The organism is Kribbella sp. NPDC003505 (assembly GCF_040610875.1).
GTDB lineage: Bacteria > Actinomycetota > Actinomycetes > Propionibacteriales > Kribbellaceae > Kribbella.
Window position 1 is genome coordinate 401,984 of the sequence record NZ_JBEXNA010000001.1, and the last position, 19,423, is coordinate 421,406.

General features: G+C 69.4%; 20 protein-coding genes. 11 read left to right on the forward strand and 9 right to left on the reverse strand.

The window, feature by feature from the left end:
• The first annotated feature begins 17 nt into the window (after positions 1–17).
• Positions 18–3,299 carry a hypothetical protein gene (locus tag ABZX12_RS01790; protein ID WP_355688891.1) on the forward strand — a complete coding sequence of 1,094 codons (3,282 nt, stop codon included), beginning with the start codon at positions 18–20 and terminating at the stop codon, positions 3,297–3,299.
• A gap of 31 nt (positions 3,300–3,330) precedes the next feature.
• Here the strand turns inward: ABZX12_RS01790 and ligD are convergent, their stop codons facing one another.
• The gene (ligD, locus tag ABZX12_RS01795; RefSeq protein ID WP_355688893.1) at positions 3,331–4,308 is read right to left on the reverse strand and encodes a non-homologous end-joining DNA ligase; all 978 of its coding nucleotides are present in this window, start codon (positions 4,306–4,308) and stop codon (positions 3,331–3,333) included.
• A 110-nt stretch (positions 4,309–4,418) separates the two neighbouring features.
• Between ligD and ABZX12_RS01800 the strand changes: the two genes are divergently transcribed.
• Positions 4,419–5,354, forward strand: a complete 936-nt coding sequence (locus ABZX12_RS01800) for an NAD(P)-dependent oxidoreductase (RefSeq protein ID WP_355688895.1) — start codon at positions 4,419–4,421, stop codon at positions 5,352–5,354.
• Between the two features lie 137 nt (positions 5,355–5,491).
• Positions 5,492–5,689, forward strand: a complete 198-nt coding sequence (locus tag ABZX12_RS01805; RefSeq protein ID WP_355688897.1) for a hypothetical protein — start codon at positions 5,492–5,494, stop codon at positions 5,687–5,689.
• On the opposite strand, the gene ABZX12_RS01810 is transcribed toward ABZX12_RS01805, so the two are convergent.
• The 5 genes from ABZX12_RS01810 to ABZX12_RS01830 form a co-directional block, all read right to left on the reverse strand.
• On the reverse strand, positions 5,665–6,246 hold the full coding sequence (locus tag ABZX12_RS01810; protein WP_355688899.1) for a dihydrofolate reductase family protein: 582 nt from the start codon (positions 6,244–6,246) through the stop codon (positions 5,665–5,667). The genes ABZX12_RS01805 and ABZX12_RS01810 overlap by 25 nt on opposite strands.
• 96 nt (positions 6,247–6,342) lie before the next feature.
• A complete protein-coding gene (gene dusB / locus ABZX12_RS01815) occupies positions 6,343–7,464 on the reverse strand; it encodes a tRNA dihydrouridine synthase DusB (protein ID WP_355688900.1) in 1,122 nt (373 codons plus the stop codon).
• 1 nt (position 7,465) lies between these two features.
• Positions 7,466–8,131, reverse strand: a complete 666-nt coding sequence (locus ABZX12_RS01820; RefSeq protein ID WP_355688902.1) for a hypothetical protein — start codon at positions 8,129–8,131, stop codon at positions 7,466–7,468.
• Positions 8,132–8,133: 2 nt separating this feature from the next.
• Positions 8,134–9,519: a glycine--tRNA ligase gene (locus tag ABZX12_RS01825; protein ID WP_355688904.1), complete on the reverse strand. Its 1,386-nt coding sequence runs from the start codon at positions 9,517–9,519 to the stop codon at positions 8,134–8,136.
• A gap of 103 nt (positions 9,520–9,622) precedes the next feature.
• Complete coding sequence (locus tag ABZX12_RS01830) at positions 9,623–9,904, reverse strand: antibiotic biosynthesis monooxygenase (protein ID WP_355688906.1); 282 nt, start codon at positions 9,902–9,904, stop codon at positions 9,623–9,625.
• A 33-nt stretch (positions 9,905–9,937) separates the two neighbouring features.
• Here ABZX12_RS01830 and ABZX12_RS01835 point away from each other — a divergent pair, with 33 nt between their 5' ends.
• Positions 9,938–10,234, forward strand: a complete 297-nt coding sequence (locus tag ABZX12_RS01835; RefSeq protein WP_355688907.1) for a DUF6703 family protein — start codon at positions 9,938–9,940, stop codon at positions 10,232–10,234.
• 13 nt (positions 10,235–10,247) lie between these two features.
• Here ABZX12_RS01835 and ABZX12_RS01840 read toward each other — a convergent pair whose 3' ends face one another.
• A complete protein-coding gene (locus ABZX12_RS01840; protein ID WP_355688909.1) occupies positions 10,248–10,790 on the reverse strand; it encodes a helix-turn-helix domain-containing protein in 543 nt (180 codons plus the stop codon).
• Positions 10,791–10,881: 91 nt separating this feature from the next.
• Here ABZX12_RS01840 and ABZX12_RS01845 point away from each other — a divergent pair, with 91 nt between their 5' ends.
• Positions 10,882–12,120 carry an FAD-dependent monooxygenase gene (locus ABZX12_RS01845; protein WP_355688911.1) on the forward strand — a complete coding sequence of 413 codons (1,239 nt, stop codon included), beginning with the start codon at positions 10,882–10,884 and terminating at the stop codon, positions 12,118–12,120.
• On the opposite strand, the gene eboE is transcribed toward ABZX12_RS01845, so the two are convergent.
• Together eboE and ABZX12_RS01855 are read right to left on the reverse strand one after the other, a co-directional pair.
• On the reverse strand, positions 12,079–13,227 hold the full coding sequence (eboE, locus tag ABZX12_RS01850; RefSeq protein ID WP_355688913.1) for a metabolite traffic protein EboE: 1,149 nt from the start codon (positions 13,225–13,227) through the stop codon (positions 12,079–12,081). The genes ABZX12_RS01845 and eboE overlap by 42 nt on opposite strands.
• 104 nt (positions 13,228–13,331) lie before the next feature.
• Positions 13,332–14,612, reverse strand: coding sequence for a YibE/F family protein (locus ABZX12_RS01855; RefSeq protein ID WP_355688914.1), 1,281 nt, complete (start codon positions 14,610–14,612; stop codon positions 13,332–13,334).
• Between the two features lie 51 nt (positions 14,613–14,663).
• Here ABZX12_RS01855 and ABZX12_RS01860 point away from each other — a divergent pair, with 51 nt between their 5' ends.
• The 6 genes from ABZX12_RS01860 (at position 14,664) to ABZX12_RS01885 (ending at position 19,398) form a co-directional block, all read left to right on the forward strand.
• The gene (locus ABZX12_RS01860) at positions 14,664–15,605 is read left to right on the forward strand and encodes a metal ABC transporter substrate-binding protein (protein WP_355688916.1); all 942 of its coding nucleotides are present in this window, start codon (positions 14,664–14,666) and stop codon (positions 15,603–15,605) included.
• A complete protein-coding gene (locus ABZX12_RS01865; RefSeq protein WP_355688918.1) occupies positions 15,602–16,366 on the forward strand; it encodes a metal ABC transporter ATP-binding protein in 765 nt (254 codons plus the stop codon). The genes ABZX12_RS01860 and ABZX12_RS01865 overlap by 4 nt, the downstream gene beginning before the upstream one ends.
• Positions 16,363–17,367, forward strand: a complete 1,005-nt coding sequence (locus ABZX12_RS01870) for a metal ABC transporter permease (protein ID WP_355688920.1) — start codon at positions 16,363–16,365, stop codon at positions 17,365–17,367. The genes ABZX12_RS01865 and ABZX12_RS01870 overlap by 4 nt, the downstream gene beginning before the upstream one ends.
• Before the next feature lie 85 nt (positions 17,368–17,452).
• Positions 17,453–17,845, forward strand: a complete 393-nt coding sequence (locus tag ABZX12_RS01875; protein WP_355688921.1) for a Fur family transcriptional regulator — start codon at positions 17,453–17,455, stop codon at positions 17,843–17,845.
• Between the two features lie 50 nt (positions 17,846–17,895).
• Entirely contained in the window at positions 17,896–18,330 is a 435-nt protein-coding gene (locus ABZX12_RS01880; RefSeq protein ID WP_355688923.1) for a MerR family transcriptional regulator, read from the forward strand.
• Between the two features lie 93 nt (positions 18,331–18,423).
• Positions 18,424–19,398 carry an aldo/keto reductase gene (locus ABZX12_RS01885; protein ID WP_355688925.1) on the forward strand — a complete coding sequence of 325 codons (975 nt, stop codon included), beginning with the start codon at positions 18,424–18,426 and terminating at the stop codon, positions 19,396–19,398.
• The last annotated feature ends 25 nt before the right edge of the window (positions 19,399–19,423 follow it).

A 19,423-nucleotide genomic window follows, 5' to 3' on the forward strand; every position in this document is an offset into this window, starting at 1 on the left:
TTGGGCAGGATGGGTGCATGCGCCTGCCCGAGCTGCTGCGATCGATCGACGGACTCTCGCGCGGACAGCGCGTACGCCTGCTCGCCGACCGGGCGCCGGAGCTGACCGGGCTGCTCGACGAGCTGGCTCGCGGCTCGGCCTTCGAGCGCGTCCTCGGCCTGCAGATCGCCGAGGTCACGCGCCAGGCGCCGTACGTGAGCCGGATGCTGCGTGACCCGGATCCGGCCGTGCAGGGCCGGGCGCTCGCGGCCGTCGCCCGCGGGGTGCCGGTCACGGACGACGAGCTGCGCATCGCGTACGACGATGCGCCCGCTGCGCTGCGGTCGAAGCTGGTCTCGCTGGTACGGCGACAGCGGCGCGAGCATCTCGCCGTACGGCTGATCGACGAGCACCGCGCGCGGTGGGGTGACGTGGCGGCGACCGCATTGCTCGCCGCAACGGACCAGGAGACTGTGACGCGGCTGCTGCCCGAGCTGGCGTACTGCGTGACGCCAGGTGGTTGGCGTCAGCTCGCGAAGCACCACCCGGACGCAGTACTGGCGTTTGCGCGCCAGACGCTTCCGGCTGACGACGAGTGGTGGCAGGGTGTCGGCCACGGTGTCACTGCAGCGCTCGACGTAGACCTGATCAAGCAGGCCCTCCCCGCGCACGACATCCCGATCGCAGTGCTCGACGTCCTCGGGCCGCTGACGGACCGGGACCCCGCGGGCGTGCTGCAGCTGCTACTGGCACCTGACCGGCGCCGTACGGTGTCGCGGGCTCTCACGCCGGCGTTCCGGCGTCGTCTGCACAGGTACTCCGATGAGGACCTCGTCAGTCTCGGCCGGGTTCTCTGGCCGCAGCTCGCCGGTGTCCTGGGCGTGCTGCCACCGTCCCGGCGCGCTGTCATCTTCGCCGCGGTCACACAACATGTCGACCTTGGTCAGGCGCAGCTGAATGGTGATCTGCTGGGGGCACTGCCGCACGCTGTGCGGGCTGAGCAGACACGCCGGATGCTGACGCTGCCAGCCGGCTCAGATGGGGCGTGGCGGCGCAGTGTCGCCGGTCATCTGCCCTTTGACGAGGCGTTTGCGTTGCTGGAGCCCGACGTCCGTGATCCCGATGCGGCTGTGCGCAGCTCGGTCCACCGGGCAGTGATCCAGTCCGCCGGGCACGGCAGGCAGCCGGAGCAAGTTGTGCAGGCTGTCACGTGGGCGGTCGGCCGGGTCCGCAACGACCAGGACACGGTGCGACTCAACGTCGTACAGGCTGTTGTGGAGTTGCCGCCGACGCTGTTGACGGACGCGCTGCTCGAGTCGCTGGACATGTTGCTCACCGATGCGCTGGCGGCACGAGACGTCTCTTGGGCGACACGGCGGGCGTTGACGCAACTGGCCGAGCACGCCGTCGTCCGCGGCGCCGTCGACGACCGGCCCGGCGTACTGGAGTGGGGACTGCAGGCACACGCGCGGTTGTCCGAGAACGCGGGCTCGCTCAGTCTGTACGGCTTGGTCGACGGTCTGCCGCGCGGGCGTGAGGTCCAGGTGTACGACGTCCTGCGGCGGGCGGTCGAGGCGGCGGCGAAGCGAAACGAGTTCGGTCTGGCGCTTGCGGTGGCGGGAGCCTTCGGCCGTCGCGGGTGGTCGTTGGAGCCGTTGCAGGAGGTGCTGGAGCAGGCAGTCTGGTCGAACCAGGAGTACACCGTGCAGTCAGCGTGCCGGTACTGGCTGGACGCACCGGCTACACGCTCGGCCCGCGTTGAGCAGATTATTGCTCGCGACGTACGGATGGCCCGCTGGCATCCGGTGTGGTGGGTCGTCACCGAGTTGCGCACCGACCTGCTCGACCAGGTGTTCGCGGCGGCGGGGCGGATCCGCCGGTTCGACCGGAACAGTGCCGCGTGGGAGGTGCCGAGCTACGCGCTGCGGCAATGGTTGCCGCGACAGCAGGCCCGGTACGCCGAGCTGCTGGTCGGCGTCGCACGTGACGAGCGGATGTCGGAGTTGTACCGGGCGTTGGCGGTGAAGACGCTGGGGCGCGTGCCGGTGGCGGGGCGGGCCGCGTTGGACGAGTTTCTCGCTAGTTCCGACGTACTGCTGCAGGAGGCCGCACTGGCCGCACTGGCGTGGACGGAACGACCTGACTTGGCTATGCCGCTGCTGCTCGCGCATGTGGGGGACGATCGCGCGCGGGTTGCTGTCTACGCCGCTGCCCGGGCGGCGCGGTTCGTGCGACCGAGTCGGCTGCCCGGGCTGCTCCAGCCGGTGCTTTCTGGCGACGGTGTGAAGGTCACATCGCGGAAAGAGGCCGTGCGGCTGCTCGGTGAGCTCAGGGCGCCGGGGGCCGGCGCCGTACTCACAGAGACGTGGTCCGGTGCGCATCGGGATGTGCGGGCGGCTATTGCGCGGACTGTGTCGCAGTACTTGCTGTACGACCCGGCGGCGTGGGCGGTGCTGGAGCAGGCTGTTCACGATTCGCCGGCTACCGCTACGGCGTTGACGGTGCGGCGCCCGTACGACGTACCCGTGGCCTATCGCTCGCGGTACGCCGACCTGCTGATCGCTGTGACGACACGGGCTGAGCCTGAGGTTGTCGGGGCGGCTTTGCACGCGTTGCGGGGGTGGGCGCGGTACAACTCCGCTGCCGCTCGGGTGTGTGCGGACTTCCTCAGCCGGCTGGAGCTGCGTAGCCGGGTGTGGCGGGACGCGGGCTCGGCGTTGGTCTCCTTCTTGGCTACCGATGCGCCCGCGGGGCTGGACGAGGTGGTCGAGGCTGTCCGGCTACTCGTGCGTCTCGAGCGGGATCCATCGCTGCCGGACGCATTGCCGGACCGGGATCACCCGGCGCGGCAGCGGCTCACGTATCTGGTGCGTCAGCTGTCTGCTCACTTCGCCAACCGCTCCGCCGACGTCCGCAGCCACCTGCGGGCCGTCGCTTCTGAGCTTGCCGGAGCGGACCTTCTCGAGCTCCGCCTGCAGCTCCTGGTCCTCTCACATGACGACTTGCGCGTCCTCACCAACGAGCTCCGCGAACTCGTCACCGACGACGCTCTCGCCGCAGCCACGGCCGCCGACCTCGTCCGCGCCCGCCTGTCCGCAACAGAACCGACCTGGACGCCCGCCGCCGTACTCCCCGTCACCGAGTCCCTCGTCCGATCTCCCGACCTGGCAGCCGGCCTGCTGGCCCACGCTGTCCTCACCACCGCCGGCCCCCGAGCCGGCTGGCCACCCGCCTGGCGAGCCCTCCTAGTTGCCCTCCGCAACCATCCGGCACCACCGGTCCGCCGCCACGCCCTCGACCTCACGACGTCCCAGGAGTAACCAGACTCCCGCCTGCGCACACCACCACGCATCAGGTGCGTGGATTGTCCTGTTCGGCCTCGCGGGCACGTTTGCGGCGCTTGCCTTCGTGCATGGCGGCGACGCGGGCGACCGGGATGGTGCGCCCTTCCTCGAGGACGTCGTCGGGGATGGCTTGTGGCGCGGGGAGCTGTTCGGCCCAGGGGTCGCGGTCGGCGAGGAGGGCGGGCGCGGTGCGCACGGTGAAGTCGCGCGGGGCGACGTTCTCCAGGTCGTCCCACCCGACCGGGTACGACACCGTCGCACCCGGACGGACCCGCGGACTGTACGCCGCGACCACCGTCGCGCCGCCGGACCGCGTCGAGTCGACGAACACCTTCCCGTGCCGGTCCTCCTTGATGTACGCCGTGGTCGCGATCGACGGGTCGATCTTCTCGGCGCGCGCCGCGATCGCCCGCGTGGCGGCCGCCGCGTCCTCGATCGTCACAGTGTCGACAATCGGCACGATCACGTGCACGCCCTTCGCGCCGCTCGTCTTCACCGCGCCCGCCAGGCCGGAGTCGGTCAGCGCCTGCCGCACCAGCAGCGCGGCCTGGACGGCCATCGCGAACGTCTCCCCTTCCGGCGGGTCGAGGTCGAGCACCAGGTGCGTGACGCGGTCCCAGCGCTCGGCACGCATCAGCGTCGGGTGGTACTCCACGGCGCGCTGGTTCGCGAACCACAGCAGCGTCCGGCGGTCGTCGCACAAGGCGTACGACACCTGGCGTTTCGACGCCTCCGCCCACACCTGCACGGTCTTCACCCAGTCCGGCGTGTACTTCGGGACGTTCTTCTGCATGAACTTGGGCTGTCCCGGCCGGATCCGCACGACCGACAACGGCCGCCCGCGCAGCTCCGGCAGGATCCGTTCGTGCACGGCGTCGAGGTAGTCGACCAGGTCCCGCTTCGTGGCGTCAGCCCCGTCGAACAGCGGCTGATCCAGATTGGTGAGGTCGACCCCGTCCCGCGTCTCATCCGGCTTGCTGGCCATTCCCCGAGCTTAGAAGGCGCACCAGTGCATCGAGAACCACCGCGCGGCTGTGCGGATCGTGCAGGTTTTGTTCAAGAGGCGCGGTGGCGGTCGGGCCTAGGCTCTGGTCCATGCCAGACAACGGAGCAGTTCTCGTCACCGGTGGGCTGGGGATGATCGGCGCCCAGACCGCCGGCGCGCTCGCCGGCCTCGGGCACGAGGTGGTCGTCACCTCCTACCGCCGCACCGAGGTGCCGTCCTTCCTCAGCGGACGGGTCACCGTCGAGTCGCTCGATGCCACCGACCGCGAAGCTTTCCTGGCCCTGGGCAATCGATACGACGTTCGCGACATCGTCCACCTGGCAGGGACCATTCCGGGCCAAGACCCGGTCGCGTACTTTCGTACCGACACGACCGCGCTGCTGAACGCTCTCGACGCCGCTCGCGCCTGGGGCGTGCGCCGGTTCGCGGTGGCGAGCAGTATCGGAAACTACATCGGGCGGCCGGAGATCCCCTGGCACGAGGACCTGGCGTTGCCGGCCGCGGACCTGCCGCTGCTGATCATCGCGTTCAAGAAGGCCGTCGAGCCGATCACCACCCATGCACTGCACGGCACCGGCATCCAGCCGATCATCCTGCGGATCGGGAGCGTCTGGGGCCCGCTGATGGACCCGGAGTCCCCGTTCAACCCGATGCCGTCGTGCGTCAGCGCCGTACTGCGTGGTGACACACCCAAACCGATGTACGCCGACGACGCGGGCGACAACTGCTACGCCCCTGACGCCGGCCGCGCGATCGCCCTGCTGACCGCCGCCGAGCAGCTCCCCCACACGATCTACAACGTGTCGAGCGGACGCCCGGTCAGCAACCGCGAGCTGGTCGAAGGGCTGCGGGCGATCAGGCCCGACGCCCACATCGAGCTCCTTCCCGGACGCGCGAACGGCCCCGGCGAGGACCCGTACCTGGACATCACCCGGTTGACGCAGGACACCGGCTTCATCCCGCAGTACGACCCGGCCGAGGCCGTCGCTCACTACGTCTCCTGGCGCTCCGAGAACTCCCGCTGACAGAACCTGGAACACCAAATGGTATGTGGGGACAAGTAATACCTTGTCGCCACGCACCATTACTTGTCGTCGGTTCACCGCGGCTCCTGCGGGACGGGTGGCGGTCGCTGGCGGCCGGCGTCGGTGCCGGATTCACCTTGCTGTACGTCGATGTGGACGACGCGACCGTACGGCGGCGGCGGGTCGAGAACCTTGTCGATCCGCGGCGGCGGGACGTCGGGGTCGACGTACTGGAGGAGCACCTTGCCGGATTCGAGCCGCCGGGGGACGACGAGAGCGCCGTACGGGTGCGGTCCGCCGACGAGCTGGATCAGGTGTGGAGGGTCGGCCGGTAGGTCAGTTCCTGGGTGTTGCCGTCGAGGGTTCGGGACTCGAGCAGTTCGAGGTCGAAGTCGGCGGCGCCGCCGAAGATCGGGTCGGAGCCGGTGCGGCCGGAGATGACCGGGAAGATCGTGACCTGGACGCGGTCGACGAGGCCGGCGGCCATCAGCGCGCGGTTCATCGCGAGGCTGCCGTGCGAGCGCAGCGGCAGGTCCGACTCCTCCTTCAGCCGGGCGACGACGTCGACCGCGTCGCCGTGGGCGAGGGTCGCGTTCGCCCAATCCAGCGGGCCGTCGAGCGTGGTCGAGACGACCGTCGACGGCATCGCCATCATCTGGTTGTTCACCGGGTCGTCGATCTTCGGCGCGCTGCTCGGGCCGAGGATGTCGAGGAACAGCCGGTACGTGTTCGCCCCGAGCACCAGCCGCTGCTCCGAGTTGTACGAGTCCAGCCGCCGCTCGAGAAACTCCGGCCCGGCCTTGCCCCAGTAGCCGCCCCAGTCCCCGTTCTCGTCGTACGAACCGAACCCGTCGAGCGTGCAGAAGATGTCGAACGTGTACGTCGCGGTCATGATGCCCTCCTCGGTACGCCGGTTGCGCTGTCACCTACCCAACGAGCACGTCACCGCGGATCCGACACCTGGTGTCGATCCACCGCTTCCGCAGGGTCAGCCGCCGGAGACGCCGATTTCGGCGTCGGCGAGGTCGGCCGTCAAGCCGTCGGTGTCGTCGAGCCAGCCTTGTGGGAGGACGATGTGGTCGCGAGGGCTGCCTTGGCGGCCGCGGGGGGCGCCGAGTTCGGCGACCGGGAACGGGACGCTGCGGTCGAGCTCCTCCAGCAACTCGTCCAGCCGGGCGAGGGAGTCGACCATACCGAGGGCGGCGCGCAGTTCGCCGCCGGCCGGGAAGCCCTTCAGGTACCACGGGACGTGCTTGCGGAAGTCGCGCAGGCCGCGCTGCTCCCCCATCAGCTCCGCGAGCAGCTCGCCGTGCCGGCGCATCACGTCGGCGACCTCGCCGAGCGTCGGCAGGTTCAGCGCCTCGCCGCCGGCGAACGCAACCGCGAGATCGCGGAACAGCCACGGCCGGCCGAGGCAGCCGCGTCCGACGATGACGCCCGCGCAGCCCGTCTCGGCGACCATCCGCAGGGCGTCGCCGGCTTCCCAGATGTCGCCGTTGCCGAGCACCGGGATGTCGACGTGCTCGACCAGCGCGGCGATCGTCGACCAGTCCGCCTGCCCCGAGTACGCCTGTGACGCCGTACGACCGTGGAGCCCGATCGCCGCCGCACCCGAGTCCGCGGCGATCCGCCCCGCGTCCAGGTAGGTCTGGTGGTCGAGGTCGATCCCGATCCGGGTCTTCATCGTCACCGGCACGCCGTACGGCGTCGCGGCGTGCACGGCCGAGCGCAGGATCGCGCCGAGCAGGTTCCGCTTCCACGGCAGCGCCGCGCCGCCGCCCTTGCGGGTCACCTTAGGGACCGGGCAGCCGAAGTTCAGATCGATGTGCGCGACGCCGTACGAGTCGCACAAGATCTGCACCGCACGCCCGATGTAGGTCGGGTCGACGCCGTACAGCTGCACCGACCGCACGGTCTCGCGCGCGTCGAACGTCAGCATGTCGAGCGACTTCTGGTCGCCCTCGACGATGCCGCGCGACGTGATCATCTCGCACACGTACAGCCCGGCGCCCTGCTCGGCGCACAGCCGCCGGTACGCCGCATTCGTGATGCCGGCCATCGGCGCCAGCACCACCGGCGTCTCGATCGTCAGATTTCCCAGGTGCAGCATGTCAGGCCTTCGCCACCAGCACCTGTCCGTCGCCGGAAACCTGTGCTTTGTAAGGCTGTACGGCGTTGGCGGTGGTCGTCACGTCGCACGCGATCGGCTCGCCGGAATGCTTGACGACGGCAACATCGTCCATCGTGCAGGTCACCTTCGCGGCGTCCGTGACGGTCCGCAGGACGGCATCCACGACCTTGGCCCGAACGATCGCGACGGACTGCGAGGTGAACTTGTACGACGCCGAGTACTGCTTGGCGTCGACCGTCAGCGTGCCGGTGTAGGGCTTCCCGGCGTACGTCACCGTGCAGGTCAGCTCGTGCTTGCCGGCGGTCTCGACAGTGTCGATGCCGGGGCACTTCACGGTCGTCGCGGCGGCCTTGCCGGCGGTGACCTGGGCCTGCTTCGCGATCGCGAACGTGATCCGCTCGGCGAGCGGCGCGTCGGACTCCGGTTCCCCGGTGACCTTCGGCGTCGGCCAGGGCTTCGACGGTGTCGGCAGCGCGGTCAGCGTCGGTGTCGACGCGCTCGGGATCGGCGCGCTCGACGGCGGCGCGCTGGTGGCGGGCGCCGTCGGCGACGTCCCCGCCTCGGGCTTGGTGTCCGAGCAGGACACCAGCGCGAGCAGCGCCACGGCGACCAGTCCGAAGAGGGCCAGATCCCGAATCGGCTTCATCGTCAGCAACCCACCAGGTGCTGGGCGAGGTAGCCGGTGACCTCGGTGAGGGCGACCCGCTCCTGCTTCATCGAATCCCGCTCGCGGATCGTCACGGCCTGGTCTTCGAGGGTGTCGAAGTCGACGGTGATGCAGTACGGCGTACCGATCTCGTCCTGGCGGCGGTAGCGGCGGCCGATCGCGCCGGCGTCGTCGAAGTCGACGTTCCAGTTCTGCCGCAGCTCGCCGGCCAGGTCGCGCGCCTTCGGCGAGAGGTCGGCGTTGCGGGACAGCGGCAGCACGGCGGCCTTGACCGGCGCGAGCCGCGGGTCGAACCGCAGGACCGTCCGCTTGTCGACACCGCCCTTGGCGTTCGGCGCCTCGTCCTCGGTGTAGGCGTCGAGCAGGAACGCCAGCACGTTGCGGGTCAGGCCGGCCGCGGGCTCGATCACGTACGGCGTCCAGCGCTCGCCCTTCTCCTGGTCGAAGTACGACAGGTCGGCGCCGGAGTGCTTGGAGTGCGTGGTCAGGTCGAAGTCGGTGCGGTTCGCGATGCCCTCGAGCTCGTCGAACTCCTTGCCGCCGAAGTTGAACCGGTACTCGATGTCGACGGTGCGCTTGGAGTAGTGGCTCAGCTTCTCCTTCGGGTGCTCGTAGAACCGCATGTTGTCCGGGTTCAGCCCGAGGCCGGTGTACCAGTCCCAGCGCGCCTTCAGCCAGTACTCGTGCCAGTCCTCGTCGGAGCCGGGCTCGACGAAGAACTCCATCTCCATCTGCTCGAACTCGCGGGTCCGGAAGATGAAGTTGCCCGGGGTGATCTCGTTGCGGAAGCTCTTGCCGACCTGGGCGATCCCGAACGGCGGCTTCTTCCGCGCGGTGCCCATCACGTTCGCGAAGTTGATGAAGATGCCCTGCGCGGTCTCCGGGCGGAGGTAGTGCAGGCCCTCCTCGGACTCGACCGGGCCGAGGTAGGTCTTCAGCAGCCCGTTGAACATCCGCGGCTCGGTGAACGTGCCCTTGTTACCGCAGTTCGGGCAGGCGATCTCGGCCAGCTCGACCGCTTCGGGATCCTTGTTCTTGCGCCGCGCGAAGTCCTCGCGCAGGTGGTCGTCGCGGAACCGCTTGTGGCAGGACTGGCACTCGGTCAGCGGGTCGACGAACTCGGCCAGGTGGCCGGAGGCCTCCCAGACCTGGGTCGGCAGGATCACCGAGGAGTCCAGACCGACGATGTCGTCGCGGCCGGTCACCATCGTCCGCCACCACTGGGTGCGCACGTTGTTCTTCAGCTCGACGCCCAGCGGCCCGTAGTCCCAGGCCGACTTGGTACCGCCGTAGATCTCGCCGCACGGATAGACGAAGCCCCTGCGCTTGGAGAGGCTGACGACGGCATCGACGGTTTCCACGGGCACTTTTCGACTCCAGAACGGGCACAGAACGGGTACAGAACAGGTACAGGCAGATCTACGGAAGGAACCAGGCTATCGGTCCGGGGTGGCCGCGATCGAATCCGTGCTAACTCGGCAGATCCTCGTACGCCGTCGGCTCGTCGAGCGCCTCGGACAACAGGGGCACCGCGGCCAGCTTCACCTCGTACGGCGACAGCGCGCGCCGGTAACTGCCGATGTTCTCGAACTCGAGCGTCAGCGCCAGCAACTCCGGGTCGTCCACATTCTTCCCGACCCGCGCCGCGACGAACCCTTTCTGCCTCGCCAGCACGTCGACAGCGGCCCGCACCCGCTCCCCGAACCCGGCCTGCCCGGCCTCCCCCACCCGAAACCTGATCACCACGAACACGGGCTCAACCATAGGACCTGGAACAATGGAGGTATGAGCACCCCCAGCAGTCCGTTGCGGCAGCGGATCACCAAGATCAGCTATCCGTACGTCGCCAAGCTGCACGCCGCGCCCAAGTTGACGTTGCCGGGGATCACGCTGGTGCTGGCGCTGGTCGGGGTGTTCGCTCCGGTGCCGGTGGGGGTGCCGGCGTTGGTGTTGCTGGCGTTGCTGCTGGGGTGGCTGGCGTTCCTGTCGTGGCCGGCGGTGACGAACGGGCCGCGGTTCCTGCGGATCTTCTCGATCCTCGTGATCCTGCTGTTCGCGGTCTCGAGGATCGCGACCGGCTGAGCCGCGCGGTCCTTCAGGGGCGGCCGAGGCTGTCGTAGGCCGCGTCGACCGCGGCCTCGCGGAGCTCGGCGACCGGCTCGTGGTCGATCATCACCGCGCAGTCGGACAGACCGCCCAGCGCGACCATGCAGCGGACCGCGTCCAACAGCGACGGACTCGCGCCGACCAGGAGCTCGGCGAGCGTCCCGCGCCATTCGAGGAAGCGATCGGCGAGCTTCAGTTCGTGCAGCACCGACAAGTCGCGGATCGCGAGCCGGATCAGCGCGCGGTGCCGGTGGGCGAGGTCGAAGTACGACCCGAGCAGCTCCCGCGGCGGGACCGGTGCGGCCGCCCGTTGCGCGGCGGCGTACGCCTCGAAGTCCGCGATCATCGGCTCGACGAGACTGTTCAGCAGGTCCTCGCGGGACGCGAAGTGGTAGTACAGCGCGGGTTTGGTGACGCCGAGGCGGTCGGCGATGTCGCGCAGGCTGGTCTGCTGCATCCCGCGCTCGGCGAACAACTCCAGGGCGGCCTGCTGGATCCGCGCCCGGGTGTCGCCCGTCCGTCGTCTCGGCATACCCCGCAGATTAGCTGACCTTCCGGTAAGTAAGCCATTGACAAGCGCACCCCTGTTTACTTACCTTCCGATAAGTAAGGGGGTTGTCGCGATGAAGAAGATCCTGATCTCGGGTGCCAGCGTGGCCGGTCCGGTGCTGGCCCACTGGCTGCATCGGTACGGCTTCGAGCCGACGCTCGTCGAGCGCACGCCGGCCGGCCGCCACGGACTCGGCGGGCACGCCGTCGACCTGTTCAGTTCGGCCGCCGACATCACCCGCCGGATGGGCTGCTGGGACGCGATCGAGGCGGCCCGCACGCGGCTCGACGCGATGACGATCGAGCGGTTCGGCAAGCGCCCGGTCGAGGTCGACCTCAGCCGGATGTACGCCGGGATCTCGAGCCGGCACGTGGAGATCCTCCGCGGCGAGCTGACCCGGATCCTGTACGCCGCCACGCGCGACACCGCCGAGTACGTGTTCGGTGACTCGATCGCGGCCGTGCACGACGACGGCGCCGGTGTCGACGTGACGTTCGAGTCGGGGACGCAGCGCCGTTTCGACCTGGTGATCGGGGCCGACGGCCTGCACTCCAACGTCCGGCGGCTCGCCTTCGGTCCGGAAGGGCCGATGCTCCGGCCGCTCGGCGGATACCTCGCGGTGTTCTCGATGCCCGACGTCTTCGGGCTCGGCAACCACACGCTGTCGCACTTCTCCGTCGGCAAGCTGGTCGGCATCTACGGCGTGCACCAGACCGGTCAGGTTCGCGCCGGTTTCCTGTTCCGCGCACCTGAGTTGCGCTACGACTACCGCGACAAGGACGAGCAGAAAGCCTTGCTGGTCAAGGAGTTCCGCGACTACGGCTGGAAGGTGCCTCAATTGCTGGAGCACCTGGTGCCGGCCGAGGACTTCTACTTCGATTCGATCGCACAGATCACTCTGGACACCTGGCACCGCGGCCGGATCGGCCTGGTCGGCGATGCGGGCTACTGCCCCGGCCCGGCAGTCGGCGGCGGCACGAGCCTTGCGGTCATGGCGGCGTACGTCCTGGCAGGTGAGCTGGCCGCGGCTCGTAGCGACCTGCCGTCGGGGCTCCGCACCTACGAGCGGACCATCCGGCCGGTCGTCGAGCAGAGCCGGCGGTTCGCACCGAAGGTGATGCGCACGATCATTCCGGCCGGTCCCCTCGCGTTGCGGCTGATGCCGGCCGCGGCAGCCACGCTGGCGAAGCTGCCGACAGCGGTGCAGCGCTTCATCTGGTCGCAGAACTCGGTGGGCAAGGCGCTCAGCTCGGTCCCGATGCCGGACTATTCAGACCTGGTCCAGCCCGAGCGCGGTCAGCCGGTCACGTAGCCACTTGAGCTCCTTGGCGATCCGTTTCGCCAACGCCTGTTGGGTTCTGGGCGCACGCGGCCACACGTACACCTCCGACTCGAGGTGCTGCGTGAGTGGATGCCCGCCGCCGACCAGCCTGGTCAGACACTCGTCCAGTACGCCGGTTGTCGCGCTCAACGGATCCGGTGGCGCGGCATGGGCCGCCAAGTGCGCATGCATCCGCCAGGCCGCGTGACCGGACAGTTCGTTGGCCTGCGCCACGTCGTCGACACCAGGGCCGCCCCACTCACGCACCTGCCGCAGGTACTTCGGCCTGCCGAGCTGGCCGAGGGCGTAGCGACCGGACGCATCCGACGGGTCCACGAGCGTTGGCGCGAGGGACAGCTGCGCTTTGACCACATCCACGCCCGCACGCCACAACAGCTCGAACGATTCGGCCGGGTCCTCGAACTGCACCGCGAGATGACAGGTGTCGAGCCCCAGCCCGATGCGCGACCCACCGCCGTACGGACTGGAGTAGCGATCCAGCCAGGCGGCGGCCTGGCCGATCATCTCGAGGACACAGCCCGGCTCGGTCTCCACGGCGATCCGGATCGTCCGGCCGGTCCGGGTCTCGGTCCGGGCGAGGTGCTGCTCGACACGGTCGATCGCCTCCCGCGCGGCGCGGTTGCGGTCCCTCGACCACGGCACCCGCCAGCCGAGCGGCACGGTCGAGATCGATCCGTACGGCGCGTCCGCGGGCAGCAGCTCGGCCAGCACGTCGATCAGGTCGAGCGTGTAGCGGAGCCGTTCGGGATCGGTCCAGTCGGGGCAGTACAGCTTGGCGCCGACGACCTTGTCGGTGAACTGGGCGTGCGGCGTGCCGTTCAGCGTGACGACTTCCAGCCGGTTCCGGTGCAGCGCGCGGCGGAGCTTGCTGAGCGCGGCCGGCGAGTTCGCCAGCCGATCGGCGAGCCGGTGCGGGAACCACAGGCCGACGCCGAGGACCGGCACGCCGAGCGCGGCACGGACCGCGCCGGCGCACGCATCGAGCCCGGCGACCAACTCGTCGAGCTCGGCGGCCGGATGCACTGTCGCGCAGTACCCCAGGTGGACGGTCGAACCGTCCCGATGACGAAACCTCATCCGCGCTCCTCACCCCGTACAGTCGCCGAAGGTAGTCGATGGCGGACTCTCCGTGACTTACCTGCACTGTAGAAGGCGGAACGGCGGGGCGGAAGGGCTGATTTTCAGTTGTTGTCCGATGCCACCAGGTCGCGGGACCGGTCGGCGACCGCCATCGCGGCGAGGGCGGTGGTCAGCGGGACGGCCGCGATGATCCCGAGGCTGCCGACCAGGCCGCGGACCACCTCCATCGCCACCGACTCGGTGGACAGCACCGCCCGTCCGGGAAGGTCCTGGATGGCGAAGATCAGCAGCACCGGCAGCGCGGCGCCGGCGTACGCGAGGACGAGTGTGTTGACCACCGAGGCGACATGGGTCCGGCCGATCCGCAGGCCGGCGCTGACCAGCTCGCGACGGTTCGCGGACGGGTTCGCGGCCGACAGTTCCCAGACCGCCGCGGCCTGGGTGACGGTCACGTCGTCGAGCACGCCGAGCGCGCCGATCACCATCCCGGCGACCAGCAACCCGGTCAGGTCGATGTCCGGCACCAGCGCCTTGGCCCCGGACGCGCCCTCGGACGCCAGACCGCTCAGCTGGCAGAACTTGGTGAAGAACCAGCCGAGCAGCACGGTCAGCCCGAGCGCGGCCACCGTCCCGGACAGCGCGATCGAACTCTCCGCATTGATGCCATGGGTCAGGAACAGCGCGATCGCCATGATCACCGTGCCACCGACGACGGCGACGAGTAGCGCGTTCTCGCCCTTCAGGATCGCCGGCAGGATGAACTGGGTCAGCATCACCGCAGTCACCGCGAGCGCGATCAACGCCGCGAAACCGCGCCACCGCGAGAGTGCGACGACGGCGATCGCGAAGATCGCGGCCAGCCACAACAGCGGCTTGGTCCGGTCGTGGTCGACGTAGGAGTACCGGTCGGCGACCTTCGGCGCGTCCTGGACGCCCAGCATGATCGACTGGCCGACCTTGACCGGGACGGACGTCTGGTCGGCCTTCGGAACCTGCACCGGGATGACCGCGCCCTTGTCGGCTCCGGTCGTCAACTCGACCGTCGCCTCGTCGCACTGCTCCTTCACGTTCGGGCACGCCTTGACCGCGGTGACCTCGCCGCGGGCCGTGGCGGTCTGGTACGACGAGACCTTCACGTCACCGCCGGGCCACATCACGATCATCGCCACCACGGCGGCCAGCAGCAGCGGGATCAGCACCGCGGCGACCACGATCCGGACCCGGCGGGCGACGATTGCGTCGGAGTTCACCACCGACGTGTCGACCACATGATCCCCGTGTCCGTGCCCGTGTCCGTGCCCGTGACCCGGCGGCAGATCGAGTGCCCGGCGCAGGCTGCGCTTGGGGTCGGCACGTCGTCGCCCGACGTTGCGGCTGGCCAATCTGAACTCCCTGTTTTGACAATCAGTTCCAGTTAAATGAAAATGATTGTCATGAGATCTGGTCTTCGAGCTGTTGTCGCCGGCGCCACCGCCCTGGCCGCCCTCACCCTGGCCGGGTGCGGCGGGTCCGCCAACGACTCCGGTGGCGGCAAGCTCGACGTCGTGGCTTCGTTCTACCCGCTCGAGTTCATCGCCCGCACAGTGGGGGGCGACGCGGTGCACGTGACCACCCTGACCGCGCCCGGCGTGGAGCCCCACGACCTCGAGCTGACCCCCAAGCAGGTCGGCGAGATCGCCGAGGCGAAGCTGGTCCTGTTCGAGAAGGACCTGCAGCCCGCCGTCGACGAGGCCGTCGAGCAGAACGCGAAGGACGCGGGCTTCGACGTCGCCCCGGCCGCGCAACTGGAGGCGACCGGCGCCGACTTCGAGGAGCACGAGGACGGCGCCGAGGCGACCGCGCACAAGGACGACGCCCTCGACCCGCACTTCTGGCTCGACCCGGTGCGCTACGCCGCGGTCGTCAAGGCCGTCGAGGACCGGCTGGTGAGCATCGACAGCGCCAACGCCGCGGGGTACCACGAGCGCGCCAAGGCCCTGCTCGATCAGGTCGGCAAGCTCGACACCGACTACAAGACCGGTCTGGCGAGCTGCAAGCTGAAGACGTTCGTGACCAGCCACGAGGCCTTCGCCTACCTCGCGAAGCGATACGGTCTGACGATGGTCGGGATCGCCGGATTCACCCCGGACGCGGAGCCGGCGCCGGCCCGGATCAAGGAGGTCCAGGACATCGTGAAAGCCCAGCACGTGACGACCATCTTCTACGAAGAGCTGGTCAGTCCGAAGGTGGCCGAGACGATCGCCAAGGACGTCGGCGTCCAGACCGCCGTGCTGAGCCCGATCGAGGGCCTGTCGGACGCGAACTCCCAGGAAACCTACCTGACCCTGATGCGGCAGAACCTGCAAGAGCTACAGAAAGCGAACGGCTGCTCGTGACAGTAGAACCGGCAGAACCGGCCAGGGCCGTCCAGGTCGCCGACCTCTCGGTCGACCTGGGCGGCCGCCTGGTGCTTCGGGGCATCGACCTGCAGATCCGCCAGGGCGAGGTGCTCGCCGTGCTCGGCACCAACGGCTCCGGCAAGTCCACGCTGATCAAGACCGTGGTCGGGCTGCTTCCCGCGGCCCGCGGCGAGGTCCGGTTGTTCGGGACGCCGGTCCCCCGCTTCCGCGACTGGCGCCGGGTCGGCTACGTGCCGCAGCGCATCACCGCGGCCGGCGGCGTGCCCGCGACGGTGTACGAGGTGGTGTCGTCCGGCCTGCTGTCGAAGCGGCGGCTGTTCACGCCGCTCGGCGCCGCCGGCAAGCAGGCGATCGAGGAGGCGCTGGAGGTCGTCGACATGGCCGACCGGCGCAAGGACGCGGTCGCCGAGCTGTCCGGCGGCCAGCAGCAGCGGGTGCTGATCGCGCGCGCCCTGGTGTCGGACCCCGAGCTGCTGATCCTCGACGAACCGACCGCCGGGGTCGACCTGGCCAGCCAGCAGATCTTCGCCGACGCGATCCGGGAGCGGGTCGCGCGCGGCACGACCGTGGTGATGGTGAGCCACGACCTCGGCCCGATGGACGCGTTGATCGACCGCTCGGTCGTGATGCGCCGCGGCCGCATCGTGTACGACGGTCCCCCGCACGCCTCGCAGACGCACGCCCACGTCCACCACTCGCACACCTCCGACGACGAACCGGGGTGGCTCCCGTCATGACCATGTTCCAGCTGGAGTTCATGCAGCGGGCCCTGATCGCGGGCCTGCTCACCGGGCTGTCGGCGCCTGCCATCGGGACGTATCTGGTGCAGCGGCGGCTGTCGCTGATGGGTGACGGCATCGGCCACATCGCGATCACGGGTGTGGCGCTCGGTCTGCTGACCGGCAGCGCACCGGTGCTGACCGCCATCATCGTCTCGATCGCCGGAGCGACCGCCATCGAGCTGGTCCGCGCCCGCGGCAAGGCCACGGGCGACGTGGCGCTCGCTCTCCTCTTCTACGGCGGCATCGCGGGCGGCGTGCTGCTCATCGGACTCGCGGGTCAGGGCGCAGCCACGCTGAACACCTACCTGTTCGGTTCACTCACCACCGTCTCGCAGAGCGACCTGTATGTCGTCGTCGGCCTGGCCGTCGCCGTCCTGGTCGTCGCGATCGGCCTGGGTCCGCAACTGTTCGCGGTCTGCCAGGACGAAGAGTTCGCCCGTACGACGGGGCTTCGGGTCCAGCTGCTCAACCTGGTGATCGCTGTGATGGCCGCGGTCACTGTGACGGTCGCGATGCGCACTGTGGGGCTGCTGCTGGTCAGCGCGCTGATGGTGGTTCCGGTCGCGACGGCGCAACAGATCACGCGGTCATTCCGCAGTACGTTCATCACCGCGTGCGTGATCGGTGTGGCGGCGTGTCTGGCCGGCATCATCACGTCGTACAACGCGGATGTCGCGCCCGGCGCGACCATCGTCGTACTGGCGCTGGCCGGGTTCGTCGTGGCGGCGACGGTCGGGACGCTGCTGCGACGGCGGGCCGGCCGCGCGCGTCCGCTGGCGGACGAGGAGCCGGAGATCGGCGTGCCGGCGCCGGAGCCGCATGTGGTGAGCGCCGGGCACCCGCACGCGCACAACCCGGAGTGCGGGCACAAGAAGGTCGAGCACGGCGACCATGTCGACTATGTGCACGACGGGCACCTGCACGCGGCGCACGGCGACCACTGGGACGAACACTGATGCAGCAGTGATGCAGCAGTGATGCGGCACGGGGTTGCTGACTTCTGAGAGACTGGACGGCGGTAATGAAATGACAGGAGGAACGGTGGCTATCGGAACACGCTCGACCCGTCAGCGCGCGGCGGTCGCGCACGCGCTCGACAAGATCGACGACTTCCGGACCGCCCAGGAGATCCACCAGGAGCTCCGGTCCGCCGGTGAGGCCGTCGGCCTGACCACTGTCTACCGCACCCTGCAGGCGCTCGCGGACTCCCGCGAGGTCGACGTCCTGCGCACCGCCGACGGCGAAACGGCGTACCGGCGCTGCTCGAAGGGCCACCACCACCACCTGGTCTGCCGCAACTGCGGGCGGACCGTCGAGGTCGAAGGCCCGGCCGTCGAGCGCTGGGCCGACAAGATCGCAGCCGAGCACGGCTACGCGGACATCAGCCACACCCTGGAGATCTTCGGCACCTGCGCGGAGTGCCAGAAGGCGTGACGTAGATCACCTTTGCCTTTGAGCGCACTCGAAGGCATACGGTCGTAGACATGAACGCGACCGAGGTACTGGAGCCGATCGACCGGGACCTGCTGTGCCTGCTCGAGCTGCCGGCGGATCTGCCCGAGCAGCTGTCGATCGCCGAGGCCTCCGAGCTCACCGGCCTCACCGCGCACACCCTGCGGTACTACGAGCGGATCGGTCTGCTCGACGTGCGCCGGGACGCCGCCGGTTACCGCAGCTACGACGAGCGGGCGATGGCGCGGATCGTGTTCATCAGCAGGCTGCGTGCCTCCGGTATGCCGATCGGCACGATCAGCCACTATCTGGAGCTGGTGCTCGAGGGCGACCACACCGCACCCCAGCGGCTCGCCCTGATGCAGGAGCACCGCGACCGGATCCAGCGGCAGCTGCGTGATCTGCAGCTCGCCCTCGCGGTGACCGACTACAAGATCACCGTGTACGGCGGCACCGCCGCCCCGTAACCGACCACTGAACTCAGCCGACCGTTGCGGACGCTCGGCGGCGGAGCCATGCCATTGAAGGCCATCTGAAGGCCATCTGAAGGGAAGACTCTGATGAAACTGGGTAGCCAAGGCGCCGAGGTCAGCCGGCTCGGACTCGGCTGTATGGGGATGAGCTACGCGTACGGCACGACCGACGACACCGAGTCCGCCGCGACACTGCACCGCGCGCTCGATCTCGGTGTCACGTTCCTGGACACCGCCGACATCTACGGTTTCGGCGCCAACGAGGAGCTGATCGGCCGGACGATCGCGGACCGCCGCGACGAGGTGTTCCTCGCGACGAAGTTCGGCATCACCGGAGATCCGCTGACCGACGCGGTGCGGGGCGTGAACGGGTCGCCGGAGTACGTCCGGTCCGCGATCGACGCGTCGCTGCGGCGGCTGGGCGTCGACCACGTCGACCTGTACTACCAGCACCGGATGGACCCCGGCGTACCGGTCGAGGAGACGGTCGGCGCGATGGCGGAGCTCGTCGAGGCCGGCAAGGTCCGGTACCTCGGCCTGTCCGAGGCGTCCGCGGAGACGATCCGGCGGGCGCACGCCGTCCATCCGATCACCGCGGTGCAGAGCGAGTGGTCGCTGTTCAGCCGGGACATCGAGGAGTCGGCGCTGCCGGCCTGCCGCGAGCTCGGCATCGGGATCGTGCCGTACTCGCCGCTCGGGCGCGGCATGCTCACCGGCGCGCTGCCCGCGGACCTTCCGGCCGACGACTTCCGCCGTACGCTGCCGCGGTTCACCGGTGACAACCTGGACGCCAACCTCGCGCTGGTCGAGGAGATCCGCGCGGTCGCCGGCCGGTACGACGCGACGCCCGGCCAGATCGCGCTCGCCTGGGTGCTTGCGCAGGGCAACGACGTGGCGCCGATCCCGGGCACGAAGCGGCGCAGGTACCTGGAGGAGAACGTCGCGGCGCTGCGACTGGAACTGTCCGCCGCCGACGTCGAGGCGCTCGCGAAGCTGACGCCGGTCGGCACCCGCTACCCGGACATGAACTGGGTCGCCGGGCAGACCGCGCCGCGCCACTGATAAACTGACCGCAGTAAGCCTTCCG